This is a genomic window from Winogradskyella ouciana, from assembly GCF_965284585.1.
GTDB classification, from domain to species: Bacteria; Bacteroidota; Bacteroidia; order Flavobacteriales; family Flavobacteriaceae; genus Winogradskyella; species Winogradskyella ouciana.
The window spans coordinates 2471461-2493492 of record NZ_OZ260095.1 but is presented as its reverse complement, the minus strand read 5'-3'; the positions used below and the strand labels follow the sequence as shown (position 1 = coordinate 2493492).

The window sequence follows — 22032 nt, the reverse complement described above, 5'->3', positions numbered from 1 at the left end:
TGCTTTATAAGTATATAAATCAGTTCTTTTCTAATTTCCTTTCTTATAATCTGCTAAGAATTTCTCTAAGCCAATATCCGTTAAAGGATGCTTTAATAAGCCAACGATTGAGCTTAAAGGACCTGTCATTACATCTGCTCCCAATTTAGCACAATCAATAACGTGCATAGTGTGACGTATAGAGGCTGCTAAAATTTGTGTTTCAAAAGCGTAGTTGTCATAGATATGACGAATTTCTGCAATAAGATTTAAACCATCTGTAGAAATATCATCCAAACGACCAATAAATGGAGATACATAAGTTGCACCAGCTTTTGCGGCAAGTATTGCTTGTCCTGGAGAAAACACCAATGTAACATTAGTTTTTATACCTCTATCAGAAAAATATTTACAAGCTTTTACACCATCCTTTATCATTGGTAATTTAATAACGATTTGATCGTGTAATTCAGCTAAAGCTTCACCTTCTCTAACCATGCCCTCAAAATCGGTAGATATAACCTCAGCAGAAACATCTCCATCTACAATATTGCAAATATCTACATAGTGTTTCATAATGTTATCCGTACCAGTAATACCTTCCTTCGCCATTAAAGATGGGTTTGTTGTTACGCCATCTAAAATGCCCATATCTTGAGCCTCTTTAATTTGGTCTAAGTTTGCTGTATCAATAAAAAATTTCATAGAAAATTGTTGTGTTTTTAGTTGCTGCAAATTTACAACTATTCGTTAGGTTGACTTCAAAGAAATAGTCAAAATATATTAACAAGTTATTGAACAATTAAGGTATATGTCTTCTGTGTACTGTGATTGCATAAAGTATCCGTATAGTAGGCATCTCCATCATCATCGTATTCTACATTAACTGGACCTTCTACATATAAGTAAACCTCAATTTCAAAAGTTCCTGTTTCCACAGGCAGTCCTTCAAAGCTAATAATTCTGTTATTTATAAAGTAACCCACACCTTCTGGTAAATCGGCTTCATTAATTTCAAAAAAATAATCGTAGTTATTATCCCTTGGCTCATTCTTTATCTCAGCTGAAATATCTACATAATAATAAGTACTGGTAGAAGCAATGGGAAATGTCTTATCTGGCAAACTTGGATTGCGACCTGCTACACAGTCTAAAAAATCATCGCAGCCAAAAAACAAAACAGTAATGAGCAGTAAGGGGAAGAGTTTCTTAGATTTCATAATAGCTAGATTTGAAGAACATACCTCAAATAGCGTACCAAATATCAACTATAACTCATAATGCTTCATCAGCATTTTTTCATAAACTTTATCTGGAAGGATTCGTTTTAAAACAACAGAAAATTTCTGCATAAAGGCACCGACTTTATAATGAATTTTGGGTTTAGAAGTCTGAATGATGTTGTAAATCGCTTTTGCCATTTCATTAGGATCACCACCTTCATCAACATGAGCATCCATTGTTTTTAAAGAATGTCCGTATTTATCTTTATATGGCGAACCTTCCAATACAGGCGCATGATAACGACCTGCGGCAATATTGGTAGCAAAATCGCCTGGTGCCACGTTGGTCATTTCTATATTAAAATCCTTGAGCTCCATCCTAAAGGCTTCAGTAATGATTTCCAAAGCACCTTTACTCGCGCTATAAACACCTCTAAACGGCAATCCCATGTAACCAGCAATGGATGTAATGTTTATAATCAATCCAGAATTTTGCACACGCATACTTGGTAAAACAGCCTTAATCACGTTGATAGGCCCAAAAAAATTGGTTTCAAAATTACGTTTGATTTCTTCATCAGGAATTTCCTCTACAGGACCAGTAATGCCTGCACCAGCATTATTAATTAAGACATCTATTTTGTTTTCGAGCTTTAGGACTTCAGCAATACAACTTTTTATGCTTTCTGTTTTGGTAACGTCTAAAGCTACAATAGGAAATTTACTGTCAGGATATTTATCAGGATTACGACTTGTTCCATAGACTACAAAACCTTTGGTTTTAAGAAATTCGCCAACCGATTTTCCTATTCCTGAAGAACCACCTGTGATTAAAACAACTTTAGACATAATAATTTATAAAAATTCAAATTGCAAAATACAAAATTCCAATAGCAAAAATTTAGAATGATGATATGAAATACTGATGGATTCGGAAACTAAATGAAGAGATTCCTGCCTTCGCAAGAATAAACAAAAAAAAGGCAAGCTACCTACATCACACCGCTACGACCGCGTACCCTTGCTACGTTCCCGTCCTGGGGGATTCAGCAGGAGCTGGTTGTGTAGGACTTGCCGGCTGCAAAGATACAACCTTTTAATACTATAACCCAAACAAAATATTAGAAAATCTACTGCAAATTAAACCTACTGCAATACAGAACATTACACAATTTTTTAAGTTTAACCATAGCAATGCTATGCTGAAAATTATAAAAAATCCTGTTTTATTGTAAGTTTAATTCTCCTCACGAAGTTCTAATACCCTGTTTGGGCTTAACAATGATTTTTAAACTGAATTTTTATTAATAACTTGCCAAAAATATTCATTAAACATATGCAGTTATATAAATACTTTGTTCTCATTTGTTTAAGCCTTGCACTCACCAATTGCGGAGACACCAATGCTTCTAAACAAACAGGTTTATCTATAAAATCTAAAGCCAAAGCTTTTACACTTGGAGATACGTTAAGTTTATCCATTAATAATCCGAAACAACTTAATATCACTAGCATTGATTATCAATTGGATGGTGAACCTATTACTGAAGATGCTGTACTCAACAACATAACTTTAGGAGAAAAGACAATTTCTGCAACGGTAACTTATGATGATAAATCTGCAACGGTATCCATGCCAATTAAGATTTATAACAATGTCATTCCGACCATATATACTTATGAAGTTGTTAATACCTATCCTCATGATATTTCATCTTACACTCAAGGGCTTGAGTTTCATAATGGTGAACTCTATGAAAGTACTGGCCAGTATAAAGAATCAAAACTTAGAAAAGTAAACTATGAAACTGGTGAGGTTTTAAAAAACGTCAATTTAGACGATTCCTATTTTGGTGAAGGACTTACTATTCTTGATGACAAAATTTATCAGCTCACATGGAAAGAAAACAGAGGCTTTGTGTATGATGTAAATACTTTGGAAAAGCTAAGTTCATTTAACTACGGAAAAAGCAAGGAAGGTTGGGGAATTTGTAATGACGGCGAAACACTCTATAAATCTGATGGTACAGAAAAAATATGGTACATAAACCCTAAAACGCTGACCGAAGAGAGTTACGTCCAGGTCTACACTGAAAAAGGGAAAATACCTCAACTCAACGAGCTAGAATGGATTGATGGAAAAATTTTCGCCAATATCTATCATAGAAACGGTGTAGTTATCGTTAACCCTAAAACAGGAGGTGTAGAAGGTGTCATTGATTTTGAACCGCTTAAAAAACTAGTGACGCAGCATGACGAATTAGATGTACTTAACGGTATTGCCTATCATCCTGAACGCGGAACTATCTTTGTCACTGGTAAAAATTGGGACAAACTCTTTGAAGTTAAAATAAAGGAAAAGTAAACTTCACTCACCAAAAAGGACAGTTCACTCATTCTACATTTTATGTTATACTTTGCTTTTGGTTCTTTGATGTATAAATCAAACAACCATGAAAAAAACTATTTCCATTAGTATTCCAGAGCCTTGCCATGAAGATTGGAATAAAATGACACCTAGAGAAAAAGGTCGTCACTGTGCTGCCTGCAACAAAACCGTTATTGATTTCACATCTAAAACAGATGAACAAGTCATAAAGACTTTTGAAAACGAAAACAATCTCTGTGGCAGATTTAAAACACAACAACTCAATAGGGAAATGGTTTTAGCCAGAAAAGACAAAAACAACTATTTGTCCTTAGCCGCGTCTGGTCTATTTGCATTTATGGCTTTAGGTCATCAAGATATACATGCACAAGGCGAACCAAGAACTGTAAAAGTTGATTCTTTAAATACACCCCAAGTAAAAGGGAAAATCGCAACATCAGTTATAAATCAAAGAACAGTCTCGGGAATCGTTACAACAGCAGACGATGGTTTGCCACTGCCAGGTGCTTCGGTAATTATTAAAGGGACTTACACAGGTGCTCAAACTGATTTTGATGGCAAGTATTCCATAAAGGTAAATACAGGTGATGTTTTAACTATCTCTTATGTAGGTATGAAAACAACTGAAATTACCATCGGAAACTCCAACACTTACAACATAGTAATTGAACTAGATGAAGATTTGCTATTAGGTGAAGTTATCGTTGGTGGTATTACTGCTGTTCAACAATACACTAACCATTGCAATATGAGTTATGATGAACCAGAATTAGTGGCTTCTGAAGCTGAACAAGAAAAATCCAGAGCTATTAGAGAACATCATCAAAAATGGAAAGAGCGAAATAAGGCCAGAAGAGCGAAATGGAAGGCTGAACGCATCGCCAAACGAGAAGCCATTAAAAATGGAGAAAGAGAACGTACAGCTTTTGGCAAATTCTTATTTGGTATTAAAAGTCTTTTCTCAAAGAAATAATATCTTTAAGCATCAATAACTATTTGATGCAAATATTTCAAAAAACCATAACCGTTACAAAAGACGATTTAGATCAGCTCAACCATGTCAACAATGTGCGTTATGTACAATGGGTACAGGACATTGCTGAAGAACACTGGCTAAAAAACACCACACCAAATATTTTAGATAATTACTTTTGGGTTTTAGTGAGCCATCATATTGAGTATAAAAGTCAGGCCGTTTTGGGTGACCAGCTCAATATTAAAACCTATGTATCAAAGTCAGAAGGTGTCACTTCCAATCGTCATGTTGAAATTTTTAATCAAAATAACGGTAAACTAATTACAACGTCTGAAACCAAATGGTGTTTTATGGATGCCAAAACCAAGAGGCCAACACGCATTACACCAGAAATCGCAGCGCTTTTCAATTAACAGTAATTTAGGTTAAAGTTTTTTTAATACGTCCTTGTGTTTTGCCTTAAAAGCTTTTCTTTATTGCACCAATCCATCGCTATGCGTCAATTCTTTTTAGTCTTAAGCCTATTACTCTTCAATATTTTATTGTTTGGGCAGACCTTAGAAGGAAAAGTTTACGATTCAAAATCTACGGTCAAAGACATTAAAGTAGTAAACAAAACCCAGAACAGGCTTACGGTTACAGACAAAGACGGTAACTTTAGTATCGTCGCCAAGGCTAGCGATACCATTGCTTTTGAGTCCATCTTTTACCATCAAAAAACCGTGGTTTTAACCCAAACTCATTTTGAAGAACCTAATGTTTTTGAACTTAAAAAAATTACAAACGCGTTAGACGAGGTTGAAGTGAAGGCAGAACCCGAGCAACCTGTTTTTGAAGTTGAAACCTACAACACAGAGCTTCATAATTTAATAAAAGAGGATATAAAGAACAATCCAGGTTTATATCAACCAGCTGGTGCCACGTATGGAGTTGATTTTGTTTACCTAATAGGCCAGGTCGTTAAGCTTTTTAAAAGAAAAAAGGAAAAATTACCTGAGTACACACCAATAACCTATAAACTGATGGACTCACTTTTCAGCACAAGTTCATTTTTCAATAAAAGGCTTGTTACTGAAAATCTAAATATTCCAGAAGATAAAACCAAGCTCTTTTACGACTTCTGTTCTGCCAAAGGCATCAGTTCTGAATTATTAAAAGATGAAAAGAAAATGGAGCTTTTAGAAGCATTGGTTTTAAATAGTCAATTATTTCTCATTTTGCTTGAGGAATATGGTGAGGAGAATGTCTCTAAAGATTGAACTTGTCCGGTTGAGTGCAGTCGAAGCCTTAATGTTTATTAAACCTATTAGCTCTTCGACTGCGCTTAGAGTGACATTTTAGTTCATTTAATCTTTACATCATAATAATTCCTAACTTCAAAAGTTATATTTTTAAGCCATAATTATTTTGTTTATGAAGCGACTGCTATCATTCTTTATTTGCCTAGTTGTATTATTATTTTGGAGTTCTTGCCGTAAGGATTTTGATTTCTCTCCAAGTACCGGAAGTCTCGAGTTCGCAAAAGACACCGTTTATTTAGATACTGTTTTTACCAACATTGGTTCTAGCACGTACAATTTAAAAGTGTATAACCGAAGTGATGATGATATTGTCATCCCAACGATTCAATTGGAAAATGGCGTGAATTCCTTTTACAGAATGAACGTTGATGGCACAACAGGACTTGAAGGCGCACAAGAAGGTAAATTTTTTGAAGATGTAGAGCTTTTGGCAAATGATAGCCTTTTTATTTTTATTGAAACCACCATAGATATTGAAACACTTTCTGCGTCCGATATTCAGTTTTTATATACAGATCGAATCTTGTTTGATTCGGGCAGTAACCAACAAGATGTAGATTTGGTGACTTTGGTAAAGGATGCTGTTTTTATATATCCTGCAAGGGATGAAACCACTGGTATTATAGAAACCTTAACTTTTGATGTCGATGGAGATGGCGATGATGACGAAACCACACTCCAAGGTCGCTTCTTAGAAAATGACGAACTCACATTTACCAACGAGAAACCTTATGTGATTTACGGTTATGCTGGTGTTGATGATGGACAAACACTAACCATAGAAGCAGGTACACGCGTACATTTTCATGCAGATTCTGGTATCATTGTCACTGATGGAGGAAGTTTAAGCATCAATGGAGAACTAAGCACAGATCAAGAAGTTCTGGAAAATGAAGTCATTCTTTCTGGTGATCGTTTAGAGCCTCTTTTTGAAGATGTACCAGGTCAATGGGGAACTATTTGGCTGTTTAATGGTAGTGAAAACAATACCATCAATTATGCGACCATAAAAAATGCAACCATTGGTATTCTATCAGAAGGAGATCAAGATGCACCAAACGATAAATTGACCATTACCAATTCACAAGTTTATAATTCCAGTGGGTTTGGAATTTTAGGGAGAGCAACATCGATTTCAGCAGAAAATGTGGTGATTAATAACTCTGGACAATCTTCTTTTGCAGGAACATTAGGAGGCAAATACAACTTTACACATTGCACCATAGCTAATTATTGGAATAGTAGTTTTAGACAGTTTCCTGCCCTACTCCTCAATGACTTCACCTTTGTTGAAGAAGACGCTATAGTTATTAACGATTTAACGGAAGCCAATTTTAACAACTGTATCATTTACGGTAATGATAATCCTGAATTTTTATTGGAAAACGAAGGCGCAGTTTTTAACTTTAAGTTCACCAATTGCCTCTTGCGCTTTGATAATGATAACCTTAGCGGAACTGGCAACTACGAGTTTAATAACACCACGTTCTACGATGGCAATGTCTTTAACCAAGACCCAGATTTTGAAGACCCTTTTGAAAACCTAATGCGTATTGGTGCAGATTCTGGTGCCAATGGTATTGGTAATGCAACGTTCACTAGCCAAGTACCTTTTGATATTTTAAATGTCGCTCGTACCAATCCATCTGATGCTGGTGCTTATGAGAGTGTGGTTTTTGAGGATTAATTTATTTATCAATTTGAATGAAAAATTTCCTTTTAATATTAGTATTGCTTATCATATTTAGTTGTCAGTCAAAAACTAATTCTGAAAATAATATCGAAACAGTTTTTCCGGATAAAAAGTACGGAACTGAAACAAAAGTTTTTGGAGATAGCTTGAAAATTATTTATGAATACAAAGGCGATACTGTTATTCAAAAAAGGATAGACTTAAAAGGAACTTCAGACGATAATTTTGACAGTAGTTTTAATATTGTGTCAATTTGGTCAACTCAAAAGGTATCAAAATTAGATTGCACCAAATATTTAAAGCTCAATCATGATGAAGTTAATTTTAATTTTTGCCTAAATGATGTCATTTCAAAAGTTGATAATGACATTTTAAAGTATTCAGACAAAACCTGGAAAATTGAAAATCTTGAAAAGCTTAAAAAAGACTTGCTCAACATTAAAAATGGGAATTCTGAAAAACTAACCGAAAGAACATATTATTTAATTTTTGATTTGATAAGAGAAATCAACTTTTCTGCTTTCGACAATAAAACAAAATCTGACATAGAAAAAATAAGAATAGAAGAGTATGAAACGAATTTTTCAGGTGGTAACAACTATTATTTAATCAATAAAAAGAAAGATACCATTGCCCGATTTACTGTTAATCACTGGATAAGTTAAAAACGTGCGACTAAAATTATTTTTTATCATTTAATAACTAATCATAAACATACTTCACAATATTAAAAAGCCCTTCAAACTAAGTTGAAAGGCTTTTTTAACAATCTTTAGACCTCACAGGTTTTGAAAACCTGTGAGGTCTGTCTCTAAATATTTTCTAAGCAGTAAACAAAGGTCTCCCTCCCATTAATTCATTCACTTTTTTGGCAACACCTTCCAATACCGTTTCATTTTCGTAATTGGTAATCACCTCATCAATCAAATCCACCACATAGCTCATGTCGTTCTCTTTTAAACCTCTCGTTGTAATCGCAGCAGTTCCTACTCTAATACCTGAGGTCACAAAAGGAGATTCCGTATCAAATGGTACCATATTCTTGTTCACTGTGATATCTGCTTTTACTAGAGCATTTTCAGCATCCTTACCAGTAATATTTTTATTTCTAAGGTCAATCAACATCATGTGGTTGTCCGTTCCACCAGAAATTAAATTATAGTCTTTTACCACAAACGCTTTCGCCATAGCATCAGCATTGCTTTTCACCTGTAGCATATAATGTAAGAAGTCATCGGTTAACGCTTCACCAAAAGCAATGGCCTTGGCTGCAATGATGTGCTCCAACGGTCCACCTTGATTTCCTGGGAATACAGCAGAATCTAAAAGGCCTGACATTTTTCTAAGCTTTCCGCTTTTTAAGGTAATTCCAAATGGATTGTCGATGTTTTCACCCATCATAATCATTCCACCTCTTGGCCCTCTTAAGGTTTTATGTGTCGTTGTCGTTACCACATGGCAATGTGGCATCGGATCATTTAGAATGCCTTTGGCAATCAATCCAGCAGGATGCGATATATCAGCCAATAACACGGCTCCAACATTATCAGCAACTTCCCTAAACTTGGCAAAGTCAATATCTCGCGAGTACGCAGACGCACCAGCAATAATCATTTTTGGCTTTACTTTTTCCGCCTGATCTGCCAACATATCATAATCAATATATCCTGTATCTTTCTTTACACCGTAGAATGTCGGATTATAAAGTTTTCCTGAAAAATTCACAGGAGAGCCATGTGTTAAATGACCACCATGAGATAAATCAAATCCAAGAATAGTATCTCCAGGCTTTAAGCATGCTGCAAAAACAGCTGTATTAGCTTGGCTTCCTGAGTGTGGCTGCACATTAGCGTAAGCCGCACCAAATAAAGCTTTAGCTCTATCGATTGCAATTTGCTCAACTTCATCCACCACTTCGCAACCACCATAGTAGCGCTTACCAGGATAACCTTCAGCATATTTGTTGGTTAATACAGAACCTGCAGCTTCCATCACCTGGTCACTGACAAAATTCTCAGAGGCAATAAGCTCTATACCATCGGTTTGGCGTTCTCTTTCGGCTTCTATGAGTTCAAAAATTTGTTCGTCGCGTTGCATAAATAAAGTCTTTATTAAATCAGCAACAAAAATAAGGAATACAATTAGTTTTAATATCAAAAATTATGTAGGTTTGAATAGAAATTAATAACATTTAATCAACAATTATATATGCCATTATCAGCCAATAATCCAAATAGAGCCTCTTGGTTATACGTAAATAAATATTCCGATTTCCCAATTCAGAACATTCCTTTTGGAGTTTTCCTCACAAGAGAAGATATCATTACCATAGGTACACGAATCGGAGACACAGCCATTGACCTTGGTGCGCTTCATCAATTGGGCTATTTTGAAGGCATTCCGTTAACAGACGATATTTTTCTTCAGGATTCATTAAACGATTTTATTGCTGATGGTAGAAAAACTTGGCGAGCGGTTCGTAATCGTGTTGCTGAAATTTTTGATGCTGAAAATGACGAATTAAAAAACAACACCAAGCACAAAGAGATCATTTGTTTTCGATTGGATGAAATCGAAATGCAAATGCCAGTGCAAGTCGGTGATTATACCGATTTTTATGCGAGTAAAGAACACGCGACTAACGTAGGTACTATGTTTCGTGGTAAGGACAACGCCTTAATGCCAAACTGGTTGCACTTACCTGTTGGGTATCATGGTCGTAGTTCATCAATTATTACAACGCATATTCCTATTCACAGACCGCAAGGACAAACGTTACCAGAAGGAGCGGACAAACCTGTTTTTGGACCAAGTAAATTAGTGGATTTTGAATTGGAAATGGCGTTTATCACCACTGATGCCAATGAACTGGGTGAGCCAATTCCTATTGAAGAAGCAGAAGAATACATCTTTGGACTCGTCGTATTTAATGACTGGTCGGCAAGAGATATTCAAAAATGGGAATACGTACCCTTAGGACCTTTCTTAGGGAAAAACTTTGCTTCATCAATTTCACCATGGATTGTAACTCTTGATGCACTTGAACCTTTTAGAGTGGAGAGCCCAAAACAAGATCCAAAGCCTCTACCCTATTTACAAACCAAAGGAAAGCATAGTTTCGACATTAAATTAGAAGCTGGTATCATTCCTAAAGGTGGTAAAGAAACTATAATTTGTAAAAGCAATTTTAAATATATGTACTGGAGTATGGCACAGCAACTGGCACACCACACGGTTAACGGTTGTCCTGTAAATTCTGGTGATATGATGGGTAGCGGAACCATTTCTGGCCCAACTGAAGATTCCTATGGTTCTATGTTAGAGCTCACATGGAAAGGTTCTAAACCTATTAAACTAAAAGATGGTACAGAACGTAAATTCATTAATGATTACGATACGGTAGTTATGCGAGGCTATTGCGAAAATGACGATGTACGTATTGGATTTGGTCAAGTAAAAACACAGTTATTGCCTGTTTTTAATCCGAAGAAAAAGAAATAGCTTCGACAGGCTCAGCTACCAAAAAAATCGACAGGCTCAGCTATCGCAAATCAGAAAATGTATTTTATAAGCCGTTGACTGAGCTTGTCGAAGTCAACATAATTAATAATTAGTTATGCCCAAAGGCTTTACATATATATATATTAGAATGTTCCAACGGAAGTTACTATGTCGGAAGCACAATTGATTTAGCTTTGAGGTTTCACCAACACCAAATAGGAGAAGGCGCAAATCATACCAAAAAATATCTTCCAGTAAAGTTGGTTTATGTTGAAACATTTCCGCGAATTGATTTAGCTTTTAACAGAGAAAAACAGCTCCAAGGATGGAGTAGAAAAAAGAAAGAAGCACTCATCTTTAATCAAAAAGAAACACTTCCAGAGCTTTCCAAAAACTATACACAATTTCCTAGAAATTAAAATTTAATCAAGAAAATCATTCCCAATCTATACACCTAATAATCATACATTTAAAGTATTTTTTGTGTTATATTTTTGAGTTTGTAGACTGAGCCAGTCGAAGTCTGGCACAGTACTTGGTTTATACTTCGTATAACCTATAAAACACAAGATTATGAAACGAATTTTACTTTTAACAGCACTTGTTTCGGTACTCGTATCTTGTAGTGCCAAAAAACAAATTGAAAGCGCCATCAGTCATGGTAATTATGACCAAGCTATTTCTGAAGCGTTAAGAAAACTAGAGAACAACAAAGACAAAAAACGTAAGCAAGCTTATGTGGTGATGCTTAAGGATGCTTATGATAAAGTCTTGGCAGAGGATTTGGCACGTATTGCACATTTAAAGCAAGATGGCAATCCTGAGTTATACAAAACCATTTACGAAAGCTATGCCGATTTAGAAGCAAGGCAAAACGCTATAAAACGCATCATGCCTTTAAAGATTGGTAACAGAACCATAAGCTTTACATTTAACGATTACAGTAATGCTTTGGTTGACTACAGATATAAAACCTCTGATTATCTTATGGATAAAGGATTGGATCTGTTAGACATCAATGATAAATTCAATGCAAGAGAGGCTTATAGGTTGTTTGACTATGTCAATAACATCAACCCAAATTTTGAGGATGTGAGATCCTTAATGCAAGAAGCGCACCTTACAGGTATGGATTATGTACATGTGTCCATTAAAAACGAAACACATCAAATCATACCTCAACAATTGGAAGCTGAGTTGCTAGATTTTAACACCTATGGTCTTAATCAGTTCTGGACGAGCTATCACGCTAACGCAGATAATAATATAGATTACGATTATGCCATGGAATTACAGATAAAGCAAATCAATATTTCGCCAGAACGAATCAATGAAAGACAAATGCTGAGAGAAAGGCAAATTGTAGATGGTTGGGAATATTTGTTGGATGATAACGGCAACGTAGCCAAAGACAGTTTAGGTAATGATATTAAAGTCGATAAAATCGTTAATGTAAGAGCTCGTTTTTTTGAAGTCTTACAAACCAAGTCTGCCCAAGTGATTGCAGATGTAGTTTACACGGATTTAAAACAAAACCAGGTGATTGACGCCTTTACCATAGATAGTGGCTTCACCTTTGAAAACGTTTTTGGACGATTTAGAGGTGACAGAAGAGCCTTAAATAGAGACGACAGAGTTCTTTTAAACCAAAGACAAGTACGTTTCCCAACGGATGCCCAAATGGTCTATGACTCTGGTGAAGATTTAAAATTAAAACTAAAGAACATTATCAGTTCTTATAGATTGAATGGTTAACAAAATAAAACCTCTCGGAAACGGGAGGTTTTTTATGGTTTTGATTTGGTGCGTATTTTATAAAACAAAACTAAGACAACAAAATTTTCGTATATCTTGTACATCTTAGTTTACCGTTTTTATGAAAGTTATTGTCCTGTTGTGTTTTATGTTATTATCTGCTAGCAGTTATTGCCAAGGTAGAATTGATGGCTTTTATCGCGGACAAGGTAATACCACATTAGTATTAGGCTATGGTTATGAAGACAGCAAAAGCTATCTCATAGGCAGAGAACCTTCATCACTCAACAGAACACTAACCTATATCAGTGTTTTTGCGGCGCATGGTGTATTGGACAACCTAGATGTGCAGGTGAGTTTACCTTATTTAGAAAGTGACACTAACAAAAGTTTACAGGACATTTCATTGTTTTCCAAATATAGGTTCTATAACAAAACCACTCAAAATGGACAGTTACAGCTTAGTGCTGGTTTAGGATTTTCTACTCCGATTAACGACTATAAAATTGGCGGATTAAATGATATTGGGCAACAAGCCACAATACTAGATACCAGAGCCATGGCACATTACAAATGGAACTCTAACTGGTTTGTTACAGTACAAAGTGGTTTTAGCTATAAACTAGAAGAAGTACCCAACAGCATACCATTTGTTTTTAAGGCTGGTAAAGCAACAAAAAACTGGTATTATGATGTATATTACGATTTTCAATACGCCATAGGAGGCATAGATTATAGAGGTACTCCCGCTCCCCAAAACTTTAGGGAACTTGGAGTGAGTTATCATAAAGTGGGTGCGACTCTATATTATAACATTCTCAAAAACTTTGGAAGCTATATTACTTATGCTCACCTACTAGATGGACGCAATAGCTTTACAGGACCTTCTTATGGTATAGGTTTGGTTTGTAGTTTAAATTGATTTGTTTAAAATATCTATGTGAGAACTACATAATTTTAAATAAATTTAGCTAAATCTATCTCATTAATCCCACCATGAGACGCATGTGCCACCACTGCTCCATTCTTAATCACCAATAGTTGTGGCGATTCGTGCAGGACTTGGAATTTATGACCTGCTTCGTTAGACACGTCTCTATAACTTAGTAAATCGAGGTAATATAAATCGGCATTTAAGTTCAGATCATAATCAGACACAAACTGGTTCATTACCATTCTACTGATACCGCAACGCGTAGAGTGCTTAAATATCAACTGGGTTTTGGTTTTGGATTGGTCTTCTATGGTACTGAGCTGTTCAGTACTGGTCAGCGGTATCCATGGTAATATTTTTTCCTCTTTGGGTTCAGATGACCCGAATATTTTTTTAAACATAGTTTCTATTTTATAATGTAGTCGTAACACAAATTACAACTTACAAATTGACAAAACGTCATTATAAATTACATTAAATCAGACATTTTGTCGTTTTTTTCTTACCTTTTAGTATTGGTAAGATTGTTGAATAAAGATAGGAAAAACATTATAAAAAAATATAGGGTTGTCATTCAGAGCGCTAGCGAAGAATCTCATCAAGAGATTGCCGCGTCCTGCGTCCCTGTCTGCCGAAAGGCAGGCTCGCAATAACAACAAAAATCAAGTTAAACGATAAAAAGATACCTGCTTTCGCAGGCATAATAAAAAGATGAACTTTAATAATTATACAATTAAATCACAAGAAGCCATACAGCAGGCGCAGCAGCTTGCCCAAGGCTTTGGTCATCAACAGATAGAAAATGAGCACATTTTTAAGGCGCTCTTTAATGTTGATGAAAACGTATTACCATTTTTGCTCAAAAAGCTGAATGTTAATGTGTCTATACTACAACAGATTTTAGACAAGGAACTAGAGAGCTTTGCTAAAGTTTCTGGTGGAGAGATTATGCTTTCCCGCGAAGCGAGCAAAGCACTTAACGAAGCATCCATCATCGCTAAAAAGATGAACGATGATTTTGTTTCCATTGAGCATTTGGTCTTGGCTATATTTAAGTCCAAGAGTAAAATTGCACAGATTTTAAAAGACCAAGGCGTAACGGAAAAAGGTCTGAACGCAGCCATTGAAGAATTGCGTAAGGGAGATCGCGTAACGTCTCAAAGTCAAGAGGAAACTTATAATTCCTTGAGCAAATACGCCAAAAATCTTAACCAATTGGCACAAGACGGAAAATTGGACCCTGTTATTGGTCGCGATGAAGAGATTCGTAGAATACTTCAGATTTTATCGCGTCGTACCAAGAACAACCCAATTTTGGTCGGTGAACCTGGTACTGGTAAAACCGCCATTGCAGAAGGCTTGGCGCACAGAATCATCGATGGTGACGTGCCTGAAAATCTAAAGGATAAACAAATTTTTGCGCTAGATATGGGAGCATTGATTGCTGGTGCAAAATTTAAAGGTGAATTTGAGGAACGTTTAAAAGCGGTCATCAAAGAAGTGACGACTAGTGAAGGTGACATCGTACTCTTTATAGATGAGATTCACACCCTTGTTGGTGCAGGTGGTGGACAAGGTGCCATGGATGCCGCTAACATTCTAAAGCCTGCCTTGGCGCGTGGAGAACTTAGAGCTATTGGTGCCACAACTTTAGACGAATACCAAAAGTATTTTGAACAGGATAAAGCCTTAGAACGTCGTTTCCAGAAGGTAACGGTCAACGAGCCAGATACGGAAAGTGCGATTTCAATCCTACGTGGTATCAAGGAAAAGTACGAAACACATCACAAGGTACGTATTAAGGACGAAGCAATTATTGGTGCTGTGGAACTTTCCAACAGATATATCACCAATCGTTTTCTTCCGGATAAGGCGATTGACCTTATGGACGAAGCCGCTTCTAAACTGCGTATGGAAATCAATTCCAAACCAGAGGAACTCGATGTTTTGGATAGAAAGATTATGCAGCTCGAAATTGAACACGAGGCCATTAAACGCGAAAAGGATGAATCCAAATTAAAGTCCTTAAAGGCTGAATTGGCAAATCTTAAAGAAGAGCGTAACGAATTGAATGCCAAGTGGAAATCTGAAAAGGAATTGGTTGAAAATGTTCAGAATATAAAACAAGACATAGAAAACTATAAGCTTGAAGCTGAGCGTGCCGAACGTGAGGGTAACTACGGTAAAGTGGCAGAAATCCGTTACGGAAAAATAAAGGAAGCCACAGAGCAACTTGAAGGTTACCAAAAGCAATTGGCAGAACAACAGGAAACAGCCTTGATTAAAGAGGAAGTGACCTATGAAGATGTGGCTGATGTTGTAGCGAAGTGGACAGGAATTCCTGTAACGAAGATGATACAGAGCGAACGTGAAAAGCTCTTAAAACTTGAAGACGAATTGCACAAACGTGTGGTCGGACAAGAAGAAGCAATTGAAGCTGTGAGTGATGCCGTACGTAGATCTAGAGCTGGTTTACAAAACCCACAGAAACCAATAGGAACCTTCTTGTTCCTCGGTACAACTGGTGTAGGTAAAACAGAGCTGGCAAAGGCATTGGCCGAATATCTGTTTGATGATGAAAATGCCATGACACGTATTGATATGAGTGAATATCAAGAACGACACGCAGTCAGTAGATTGGTTGGTGCGCCTCCAGGATACGTAGGTTATGACGAAGGTGGTCAGCTGACGGAAGCTGTAAGACGTAAGCCGTATTCCGTAGTGCTATTGGATGAGATTGAAAAAGCGCATCCAGATACCTTCAATATTTTATTACAGGTATTGGACGAAGGTCGCTTAACGGATAACAAAGGTCGTATTGCGGATTTTAAGAATACCATAATCATTATGACCTCTAATATGGGAAGTCAGATAATACAAGAGCGCTTTGAAGCGACTAAAGATATTCAGACAGCCATTGAAGGTGCAAAAATTGATGTACTTGGTTTGTTAAAGCAAAGCGTAAGGCCAGAGTTCTTAAACCGTATTGATGACACCATAATGTTTACTCCTTTATCAAAGGAAAACATTGTAGATATTGTTGATCTGCAATTAAAAGGTGTGTCTAAAATGATTGCACAACAAGGCATCACGTTTGATGCCACACCTGAAGCTAAAGCGTACTTGGCTGATAAAGGTTACAATCCTGAGTATGGAGCTAGACCTGTAAAGCGTGTGATTCAGAAAGAAGTTTTAAATGAACTGAGTAAAGAGATTCTAGCAGGACGAGTGACAACGGATAGTATTATTCTACTAGATGAGTTTGACGATAAATTAGTATTTAGAAATCAAGGAGACCTCGTCATTGAGGACACCGAATAACGATTTTTTTGATTGATTGGTTGATAGAAGCAACGTGAGTTTTCTTTAGAAAATGAGCGTTGCTTTTCTTTTTATAGGTTTTATTTTTGTATCTTGAGGATACTCAAAAAATCACTTATGGGAATCATTAAATATCTTAGTACTGAAGATACAGAATGCTTTATTTTTGATGATTTCTTAATCAATCAAATAAAAGAAGGTGTTGTTGTTGAGCCAAAACATAACGAGGATCTCAACAAAATTATTAAGGAATATTTTAGTGGAAAAGACATGGTCTATGTTTCCAATCGGGTAAAGTCCTACTCCGTTAACCCTTTAATTTATGCAGAAACAGAAGCCATACCCAATCTGGTTGCCATTGCTATGATTCCCAAAACGGATGTGATGCGAAAAAATGCTGAATACGAACGTAACTTCTACGATAAGCCTTACGAGATTTTTGACACACTAACCGAAGCCATTACTTGGGTACAAAGTATTCTGGAAAAAGAAAGCAGCCAACAGACTGCAGATAAATCATAGACGTTTTACCGCTTATTACAAAGTACAATCCGCTTTCCAAAATTTAAAAGACATCAAGTTAAACCATTGTGTAACAATTGAGCCTAAAATCAGTCTTTATTATGATTGGTTGGTTAAAGCAACACTGATTTCAAGCCGAGTCGCTATCGGTAGTTTGACGTGTTGCTTTCCTTTTGTAACAAAACCAAGTTTTAAGCTACCTATAGACAATTCAAAACCTTTAAAATGAAACGTATTTTATCTATACTTGTTGTAGCCATTATATCCATCTTTTCTACTAATGCCCAAAAATTAGAAAACTCGACGCTTTGGAAAATTGAAGGCAACGGTCTCGAAAACCCATCTTATCTCTTTGGCACAATTCATCTGACCTGTGATGCTACACTAGAAGACGACGTTAAAAGAGCTCTCGATGAAACATCCCAAATTGTATTAGAATTAGACATGGACGACCCAACCATGCAAACAAAATTAATGTCTGGCATTTATCTTTCGGAAGGTGAAAGCATAAAAGATTATGTTTCTGATGATGAATATAAAGCCATTGACTCGCTGCTCACCAACCAGTTAGGCATGCCATTAAAACTTATGGAAAACGTAAAGCCCTTTTTCTTGAGTTCTAGTTTATATCCAAAAATGCTCGATTGTTCTATGCAATCTTTTGAGCTTGAGTTTATGAAAGTCGCCAAAGAACAGAACGAAGACATTAAAGGATTGGAAACCGTTGAAGACCAACTCAAGGTATTTGACGAAATTCCGTTAAAGGACCAATATGCCGATTTAGTTAGAATGGCAGAAGACAATCTTCAATATGATAAAACAAGTTTTGCCAAAATGCTCGACATCTATAAAAAAGAAAACATTACAGAGCTATTGGAACTGATGAATGATGAAAACAATCTTACCGTTTCGGAGCATCAAGATATTCTATTAGATGAGCGAAACAAGAATTGGATATCAAAAATCACTGAATATGCTAAAGAACAACCTACTTTTTTTGGTGTAGGCGCAGGGCATTTAGCGGGTAAAAACGGTGTGATTAATCTACTTAGAAATGCTGGCTATACAGTGACAGCAGTAGTTGAGTAAAGTTTACTCATTTTTAATAATTCACTCTCAGGTAATTAAGGTTTCAGATTGAACTTTTCGATGAAATGCACAATAAAATATGAGTTTTAACATACATTTTAACGGATAAATCGTTAATTTTACCGAGCTATTTAATTCCAACATTACTTAAGACACGATTAAGCTTGTCTGGTATTCCCTCAAACCGTAAGGGAATTACTATAGTTATTTTTTTGTCAAAACCCTACTTATAAATAAATGGAATTAAATAGATACATAGACCATACATTGTTGAGTCCAACAGCGACCGAAGCCGATATCCTTAATCTTTGTGATGAAGCATTAAAACACAACTTCTATTCTGTTTGTGTAAATAGTTGCTATGTCCCTATAGCAAAACAAGCCTTGGGAAGATCTAATGTTAAAATTTGCGCGGTTGTCGGGTTTCCTTTAGGAGCCATGTCCACCGAAGCTAAAATTTTTGAAGCCAAAAAAGCTATTGAAGACGGAGCTTCAGAGATTGATATGGTTATAAATATCGGACGCCTTAAAAGTAAAAATCATGTTGCCGTTCTAAAAGATATAAGCGATGTAAAACGTGCTATTGGACTAAATACCTTAAAAGTTATTCTAGAAATCAGCGAGCTGTCTAAAAATGAAATTGTAAAAGCTTGTGAAATATGTATTGATGCCAGAGCTGACTTTGTAAAAACCTCAACGGGTTTCTCTACAAGTGGTGCTACGTTAACTGCGGTAAAAATCATGAAGAAGAGTGTTAAGGACCAATTGAAGATAAAAGCTTCTGGTGGTATTAGAGATGCTGAAACGGCTTTAAAGTATATTGAAATTGGTGTGCACAGAATAGGAACATCCTCTGGTGTTGCCATGTCAAATGAAGCCAATATTTTCAAGGCCTCATAAAACTTATTTAACAAACATTTAAAAAAAACATAGCGATTCTACTTTATATTTGAGAGTATTAATCAATCTCTCTCATTATGAAATCACTTCTCGCTACACTTTTGCTATTATTTTCATTTTCTGTTTTTGCACAAGATTCATCAGACGAAGCACAAATTGAAACGACTTTAAACAATTATTTAGATGGCTTTTACAAAGGAGACACGCTTAAACTAAAAGCAGCCTTAAAGTCTAGATTGTATAAATTTGGCTATTGGAAAAACAAAGAGTCTGGAGAATACGAATATTATGACCAGATGACTTTTGACAAGGCTATTGATTTTGCTAAGCGTATAAAGAAAAACAATCAGCAAAAGGGTGATGATGTGATTAGAAAAGCAGAAATCTTAGAGGTAAGCAATCATATTGCAGCAGCAAAGGTTATTGGTTTTTGGGGTGTAGATTATATGTTACTATCCAAGGAAGACGATAAATGGATGATAGAGCAAGTCATTTGGGAAGGGCCTTTAGAGAAAACACATTTAGGAAAAACCACAACCTATTATTTAATAAGGCATGCTGAAAAAGATACCTCAGATAAGGAGGATAAAGATCCACATTTATCGGAAGCAGGTAAAACACGTGCCGATAAATGGGCCAAACATTTTGAAGGTATAGCTTTGGATGCTGTATATTCCACAAACTACAACAGAACCAAAGAAACAGCGACTCCAACAGCAAAGTCAAAAAACTTAGAGCTCACCTTTTATGATCCACGTAATATGGATGCCAAGGAATTTATGGCGCAAACCGAGGGGAAAACCGTTTTAATCGTTGGTCATAGTAATACTACTCCAATGTTTACAAATGCTATTTTAGGCGAAAAGAAATACGAAATGATGCAAGAAGATGACAATGCAAGTCTCTATAAAGTTACTGTGACAGAAGGTTCTAAAACCTCAGAGCTATTGAAGATCGATTAGATCAACCGTAACATTTTCGAGTTCAATTTTAGAGAGCAGTTCCAACTGGTTGTTTTCAAAAGCTTTTCCCAAATCCTGAAGTTTTATGGATTTATCTTTGGGTTTGTAATTATTATAATCTACAAAACGCAAACCATTGACATAACGTTCGTTATAGGCTTCCCTGAATCGCATTCCTTTTCCGTCAGCTTCGTTATACGAATAGGCTAAATAATCGACTTTAAAACTTTCTTTATCAATCCAATACAAAAAAACATCTTCATAATCCTCTCCTCCACCATTTTTATCAAAAGTGACTTGGATTTTGTAATAGTTTTTAGCTTTAATTTCTTCTTCTCCAATTAAGGTTTTGTTTACGGCTTTATCATTTAAACCATAAGGCAACACAGAAAAATAGTGCACTGAATTTACAGAAGCTGAGTATTTAGTAATCATCGAATCTGGAACGACCACATTAATCATATCATTCAATTTTCGTTCATAACCAGCATTAGTCAAAACGTCATAAATTGAGTCGTTGTTTGCATTAATAGTAACACGCATCAATAAGAAGTCTCCATGATTTCTTTTAGCATAGTAATGCCTATCTCTAAAGTCAAAGTTTATTTCCGATTTATTAAAACTATCGCCGCCAGCTACTTCAATAGATTTATTGATTATATCATCAGCGGATAAGTTCTCAACTTTTGGCTCATTCTTACAGCCAAAAATCAAAAGGGCAAAAAATAAAATTGAAAATCGTTTCATATAGAAGTATTAAGTGCTTTCAGTCGCAAAAATAAAGATAAGTTTACAATATGCTTAGCCTTCAAATCAAATCCCACTTTACACTATATACTTTACACTCCACTCTTCAATACTTTACGCCTCTGCGAGAAAACTTCTAACTTCTGTCTTCAAACTTCAAACTTACTTTACTACCTTTGCCATCCATGCAAAAAAAGGTCAACATACTCAACAAAAAAGCGAAATTCCAGTACGAGCTATTGGATAAATATACCGCTGGAATTGTACTTACTGGCACAGAAATAAAATCGATAAGAGCTGGTAAGGCTTCAATTGCTGAAGGGTTTTGTGAATTTAACGACAGAGGTGAACTCTTTGTGATAAATATGACCATTCAAGAGTATGCTTTTGGTAACCACTACAACCATAAACCAAAAGCCGAGCGCAAACTTCTTCTCAATAAACGTGAGCTAAAAAAGCTAGAAAAAGAAGTCAACATTAAGGGTAATGCTATTATACCAACACGACTTTTTATCAATGATAAGGGTTTGGCAAAATTGGAAATTGCATTAGCAAAAGGAAAGAAACTCTACGATAAGCGCGAAACCATTAAAGACCGCGACAACAAGCGTAACTTAGACCGCATTAAGAAAAGTTTTCGATAACTTTAAGATTGTTATAACTTTCAGCAGTGTTTTTTTAATCTATGTTTGAAACTGAATTTAACAATCACAGGCAACCATTTTTCATTTTTAAGCGTC

22 protein-coding genes and 1 other RNA gene are annotated in these 22032 nt (G+C 35.9%); 16 read left to right on the top strand and 7 right to left on the bottom strand.

All coding sequences use genetic code 11. The annotated features are described in order from the left end of the window. Nucleotides 1-30 precede the first annotated feature (30 nt). The 4 genes from fsa to ffs form a co-directional block, all read right to left on the bottom strand. Nucleotides 31-684 (bottom strand): fructose-6-phosphate aldolase, encoded by a 654-nt coding sequence (gene fsa, locus ACQ65V_RS11115; protein ID WP_273289898.1) that lies wholly within the window; start codon nucleotides 682-684, stop codon nucleotides 31-33. Between the two features lie 86 nt (nucleotides 685-770). Continuing rightward, nucleotides 771-1199, bottom strand: coding sequence for a hypothetical protein (locus ACQ65V_RS11110; RefSeq protein WP_430467939.1), 429 nt, complete (start codon nucleotides 1197-1199; stop codon nucleotides 771-773). 48 nt (nucleotides 1200-1247) lie between these two features. Beyond that, entirely contained in the window at nucleotides 1248-2051 is an 804-nt protein-coding gene (locus tag ACQ65V_RS11105) for an SDR family oxidoreductase (RefSeq protein ID WP_430467938.1), read from the bottom strand. 129 nt (nucleotides 2052-2180) lie between these two features. Further along, an RNA gene (gene ffs / locus ACQ65V_RS11100) (signal recognition particle sRNA small type) lies at nucleotides 2181-2279 on the bottom strand. 259 nt (nucleotides 2280-2538) lie between these two features. On the opposite strand from ffs, the gene ACQ65V_RS11095 reads away from it, so the two are divergent. The 6 genes from ACQ65V_RS11095 (at nucleotide 2539) to ACQ65V_RS11070 (ending at nucleotide 8226) form a co-directional block, all read left to right on the top strand. After that, complete coding sequence (locus ACQ65V_RS11095; RefSeq protein ID WP_430467937.1) at nucleotides 2539-3567, top strand: glutaminyl-peptide cyclotransferase; 1029 nt, start codon at nucleotides 2539-2541, stop codon at nucleotides 3565-3567. A gap of 88 nt (nucleotides 3568-3655) precedes the next feature. Beyond that, nucleotides 3656-4564 (top strand): carboxypeptidase-like regulatory domain-containing protein, encoded by a 909-nt coding sequence (locus ACQ65V_RS11090; protein ID WP_430467936.1) that lies wholly within the window; start codon nucleotides 3656-3658, stop codon nucleotides 4562-4564. 26 nt (nucleotides 4565-4590) lie between these two features. Next, nucleotides 4591-4980, top strand: a complete 390-nt coding sequence (locus ACQ65V_RS11085) for an acyl-CoA thioesterase (RefSeq protein ID WP_430467935.1) — start codon at nucleotides 4591-4593, stop codon at nucleotides 4978-4980. 81 nt (nucleotides 4981-5061) lie between these two features. Then, nucleotides 5062-5826, top strand: a complete 765-nt coding sequence (locus ACQ65V_RS11080; protein WP_430467934.1) for a carboxypeptidase-like regulatory domain-containing protein — start codon at nucleotides 5062-5064, stop codon at nucleotides 5824-5826. Nucleotides 5827-5980: 154 nt separating this feature from the next. After that, nucleotides 5981-7555 (top strand): right-handed parallel beta-helix repeat-containing protein, encoded by a 1575-nt coding sequence (locus ACQ65V_RS11075; protein WP_430467933.1) that lies wholly within the window; start codon nucleotides 5981-5983, stop codon nucleotides 7553-7555. A 17-nt stretch (nucleotides 7556-7572) separates the two neighbouring features. Then, the gene (locus tag ACQ65V_RS11070) at nucleotides 7573-8226 is read left to right on the top strand and encodes a hypothetical protein (protein ID WP_430467932.1); all 654 of its coding nucleotides are present in this window, start codon (nucleotides 7573-7575) and stop codon (nucleotides 8224-8226) included. Nucleotides 8227-8383: 157 nt separating this feature from the next. Here ACQ65V_RS11070 and glyA read toward each other — a convergent pair whose 3' ends face one another. Continuing rightward, nucleotides 8384-9658 (bottom strand): serine hydroxymethyltransferase, encoded by a 1275-nt coding sequence (gene glyA / locus ACQ65V_RS11065; protein ID WP_430467931.1) that lies wholly within the window; start codon nucleotides 9656-9658, stop codon nucleotides 8384-8386. Nucleotides 9659-9769: 111 nt separating this feature from the next. On the opposite strand from glyA, the gene fahA reads away from it, so the two are divergent. The 4 genes from fahA to ACQ65V_RS11045 all read left to right on the top strand — a co-directional run bounded on the left by fahA (nucleotide 9770) and on the right by ACQ65V_RS11045 (nucleotide 13739). Then, nucleotides 9770-11062, top strand: coding sequence for a fumarylacetoacetase (fahA, locus tag ACQ65V_RS11060; protein ID WP_430467930.1), 1293 nt, complete (start codon nucleotides 9770-9772; stop codon nucleotides 11060-11062). Nucleotides 11063-11196: 134 nt separating this feature from the next. Beyond that, a complete protein-coding gene (locus ACQ65V_RS11055) occupies nucleotides 11197-11481 on the top strand; it encodes a GIY-YIG nuclease family protein (RefSeq protein ID WP_430468629.1) in 285 nt (94 codons plus the stop codon). A 154-nt stretch (nucleotides 11482-11635) separates the two neighbouring features. Then, nucleotides 11636-12817, top strand: coding sequence for a hypothetical protein (locus ACQ65V_RS11050; protein WP_430467929.1), 1182 nt, complete (start codon nucleotides 11636-11638; stop codon nucleotides 12815-12817). Nucleotides 12818-12938: 121 nt separating this feature from the next. Then, the gene (locus tag ACQ65V_RS11045; protein ID WP_430467928.1) at nucleotides 12939-13739 is read left to right on the top strand and encodes a hypothetical protein; all 801 of its coding nucleotides are present in this window, start codon (nucleotides 12939-12941) and stop codon (nucleotides 13737-13739) included. A gap of 35 nt (nucleotides 13740-13774) precedes the next feature. Here ACQ65V_RS11045 and ytxJ read toward each other — a convergent pair whose 3' ends face one another. Then, a complete protein-coding gene (gene ytxJ, locus ACQ65V_RS11040) occupies nucleotides 13775-14152 on the bottom strand; it encodes a bacillithiol system redox-active protein YtxJ (protein WP_430467927.1) in 378 nt (125 codons plus the stop codon). Between the two features lie 310 nt (nucleotides 14153-14462). On the opposite strand from ytxJ, the gene clpB reads away from it, so the two are divergent. From clpB to ACQ65V_RS11015, 5 genes are all read left to right on the top strand, one after another. Continuing rightward, nucleotides 14463-17072: an ATP-dependent chaperone ClpB gene (gene clpB / locus ACQ65V_RS11035; protein ID WP_430467926.1), complete on the top strand. Its 2610-nt coding sequence runs from the start codon at nucleotides 14463-14465 to the stop codon at nucleotides 17070-17072. A 117-nt stretch (nucleotides 17073-17189) separates the two neighbouring features. Then, nucleotides 17190-17594 carry a hypothetical protein gene (locus tag ACQ65V_RS11030; protein WP_430467925.1) on the top strand — a complete coding sequence of 135 codons (405 nt, stop codon included), beginning with the start codon at nucleotides 17190-17192 and terminating at the stop codon, nucleotides 17592-17594. A gap of 225 nt (nucleotides 17595-17819) precedes the next feature. Beyond that, complete coding sequence (locus tag ACQ65V_RS11025) at nucleotides 17820-18683, top strand: TraB/GumN family protein (RefSeq protein WP_430467924.1); 864 nt, start codon at nucleotides 17820-17822, stop codon at nucleotides 18681-18683. Nucleotides 18684-18920: 237 nt separating this feature from the next. After that, complete coding sequence (gene deoC, locus ACQ65V_RS11020) at nucleotides 18921-19583, top strand: deoxyribose-phosphate aldolase (protein ID WP_155087218.1); 663 nt, start codon at nucleotides 18921-18923, stop codon at nucleotides 19581-19583. A gap of 77 nt (nucleotides 19584-19660) precedes the next feature. After that, nucleotides 19661-20545 carry a histidine phosphatase family protein gene (locus ACQ65V_RS11015; RefSeq protein ID WP_430467923.1) on the top strand — a complete coding sequence of 295 codons (885 nt, stop codon included), beginning with the start codon at nucleotides 19661-19663 and terminating at the stop codon, nucleotides 20543-20545. Here the strand turns inward: ACQ65V_RS11015 and ACQ65V_RS11010 are convergent. Continuing rightward, a complete protein-coding gene (locus ACQ65V_RS11010; protein WP_155087215.1) occupies nucleotides 20528-21292 on the bottom strand; it encodes a DUF6503 family protein in 765 nt (254 codons plus the stop codon). The genes ACQ65V_RS11015 and ACQ65V_RS11010 overlap by 18 nt on opposite strands. A gap of 185 nt (nucleotides 21293-21477) precedes the next feature. Between ACQ65V_RS11010 and smpB the strand changes: the two genes are divergently transcribed. Further along, nucleotides 21478-21936: an SsrA-binding protein SmpB gene (gene smpB, locus ACQ65V_RS11005; protein WP_155087214.1), complete on the top strand. Its 459-nt coding sequence runs from the start codon at nucleotides 21478-21480 to the stop codon at nucleotides 21934-21936. Nucleotides 21937-22032 lie beyond the last annotated feature (96 nt).

Excerpts from the sequence above, each read along its gene's own strand:
- fsa (WP_273289898.1), bottom strand. The coding sequence starts at position 684 with ATGAAATTTTTTATTGATACAGCAAACTTAGACCAAATTAAAGAGGCT.
- glyA (WP_430467931.1), bottom strand. The coding sequence starts at position 9,658 with ATGCAACGCGACGAACAAATTTTTGAACTCATAGAAGCCGAAAGAGAA.
- ACQ65V_RS11015 (WP_430467923.1), top strand. The coding sequence starts at position 19,661 with ATGAAATCACTTCTCGCTACACTTTTGCTATTATTTTCATTTTCTGTT.
- ytxJ (WP_430467927.1), bottom strand. The coding sequence starts at position 14,152 with ATGTTTAAAAAAATATTCGGGTCATCTGAACCCAAAGAGGAAAAAATA.
- fahA (WP_430467930.1), top strand. The coding sequence starts at position 9,770 with ATGCCATTATCAGCCAATAATCCAAATAGAGCCTCTTGGTTATACGTA.
- ACQ65V_RS11030 (WP_430467925.1), top strand. The coding sequence starts at position 17,190 with ATGGGAATCATTAAATATCTTAGTACTGAAGATACAGAATGCTTTATT.
- ACQ65V_RS11110 (WP_430467939.1), bottom strand. The coding sequence starts at position 1,199 with ATGAAATCTAAGAAACTCTTCCCCTTACTGCTCATTACTGTTTTGTTT.
- ACQ65V_RS11090 (WP_430467936.1), top strand. The coding sequence starts at position 3,656 with ATGAAAAAAACTATTTCCATTAGTATTCCAGAGCCTTGCCATGAAGAT.
- ACQ65V_RS11045 (WP_430467928.1), top strand. The coding sequence starts at position 12,939 with ATGAAAGTTATTGTCCTGTTGTGTTTTATGTTATTATCTGCTAGCAGT.
- ACQ65V_RS11085 (WP_430467935.1), top strand. The coding sequence starts at position 4,591 with ATGCAAATATTTCAAAAAACCATAACCGTTACAAAAGACGATTTAGAT.
- ACQ65V_RS11010 (WP_155087215.1), bottom strand. The coding sequence starts at position 21,292 with ATGAAACGATTTTCAATTTTATTTTTTGCCCTTTTGATTTTTGGCTGT.
- smpB (WP_155087214.1), top strand. The coding sequence starts at position 21,478 with ATGCAAAAAAAGGTCAACATACTCAACAAAAAAGCGAAATTCCAGTAC.
- clpB (WP_430467926.1), top strand. The coding sequence starts at position 14,463 with ATGAACTTTAATAATTATACAATTAAATCACAAGAAGCCATACAGCAG.
- ACQ65V_RS11080 (WP_430467934.1), top strand. The coding sequence starts at position 5,062 with ATGCGTCAATTCTTTTTAGTCTTAAGCCTATTACTCTTCAATATTTTA.
- ACQ65V_RS11075 (WP_430467933.1), top strand. The coding sequence starts at position 5,981 with ATGAAGCGACTGCTATCATTCTTTATTTGCCTAGTTGTATTATTATTT.
- ACQ65V_RS11070 (WP_430467932.1), top strand. The coding sequence starts at position 7,573 with ATGAAAAATTTCCTTTTAATATTAGTATTGCTTATCATATTTAGTTGT.
- ACQ65V_RS11105 (WP_430467938.1), bottom strand. The coding sequence starts at position 2,051 with ATGTCTAAAGTTGTTTTAATCACAGGTGGTTCTTCAGGAATAGGAAAA.
- ACQ65V_RS11095 (WP_430467937.1), top strand. The coding sequence starts at position 2,539 with ATGCAGTTATATAAATACTTTGTTCTCATTTGTTTAAGCCTTGCACTC.
- deoC (WP_155087218.1), top strand. The coding sequence starts at position 18,921 with ATGGAATTAAATAGATACATAGACCATACATTGTTGAGTCCAACAGCG.
- ACQ65V_RS11050 (WP_430467929.1), top strand. The coding sequence starts at position 11,636 with ATGAAACGAATTTTACTTTTAACAGCACTTGTTTCGGTACTCGTATCT.
- ACQ65V_RS11025 (WP_430467924.1), top strand. The coding sequence starts at position 17,820 with ATGAAACGTATTTTATCTATACTTGTTGTAGCCATTATATCCATCTTT.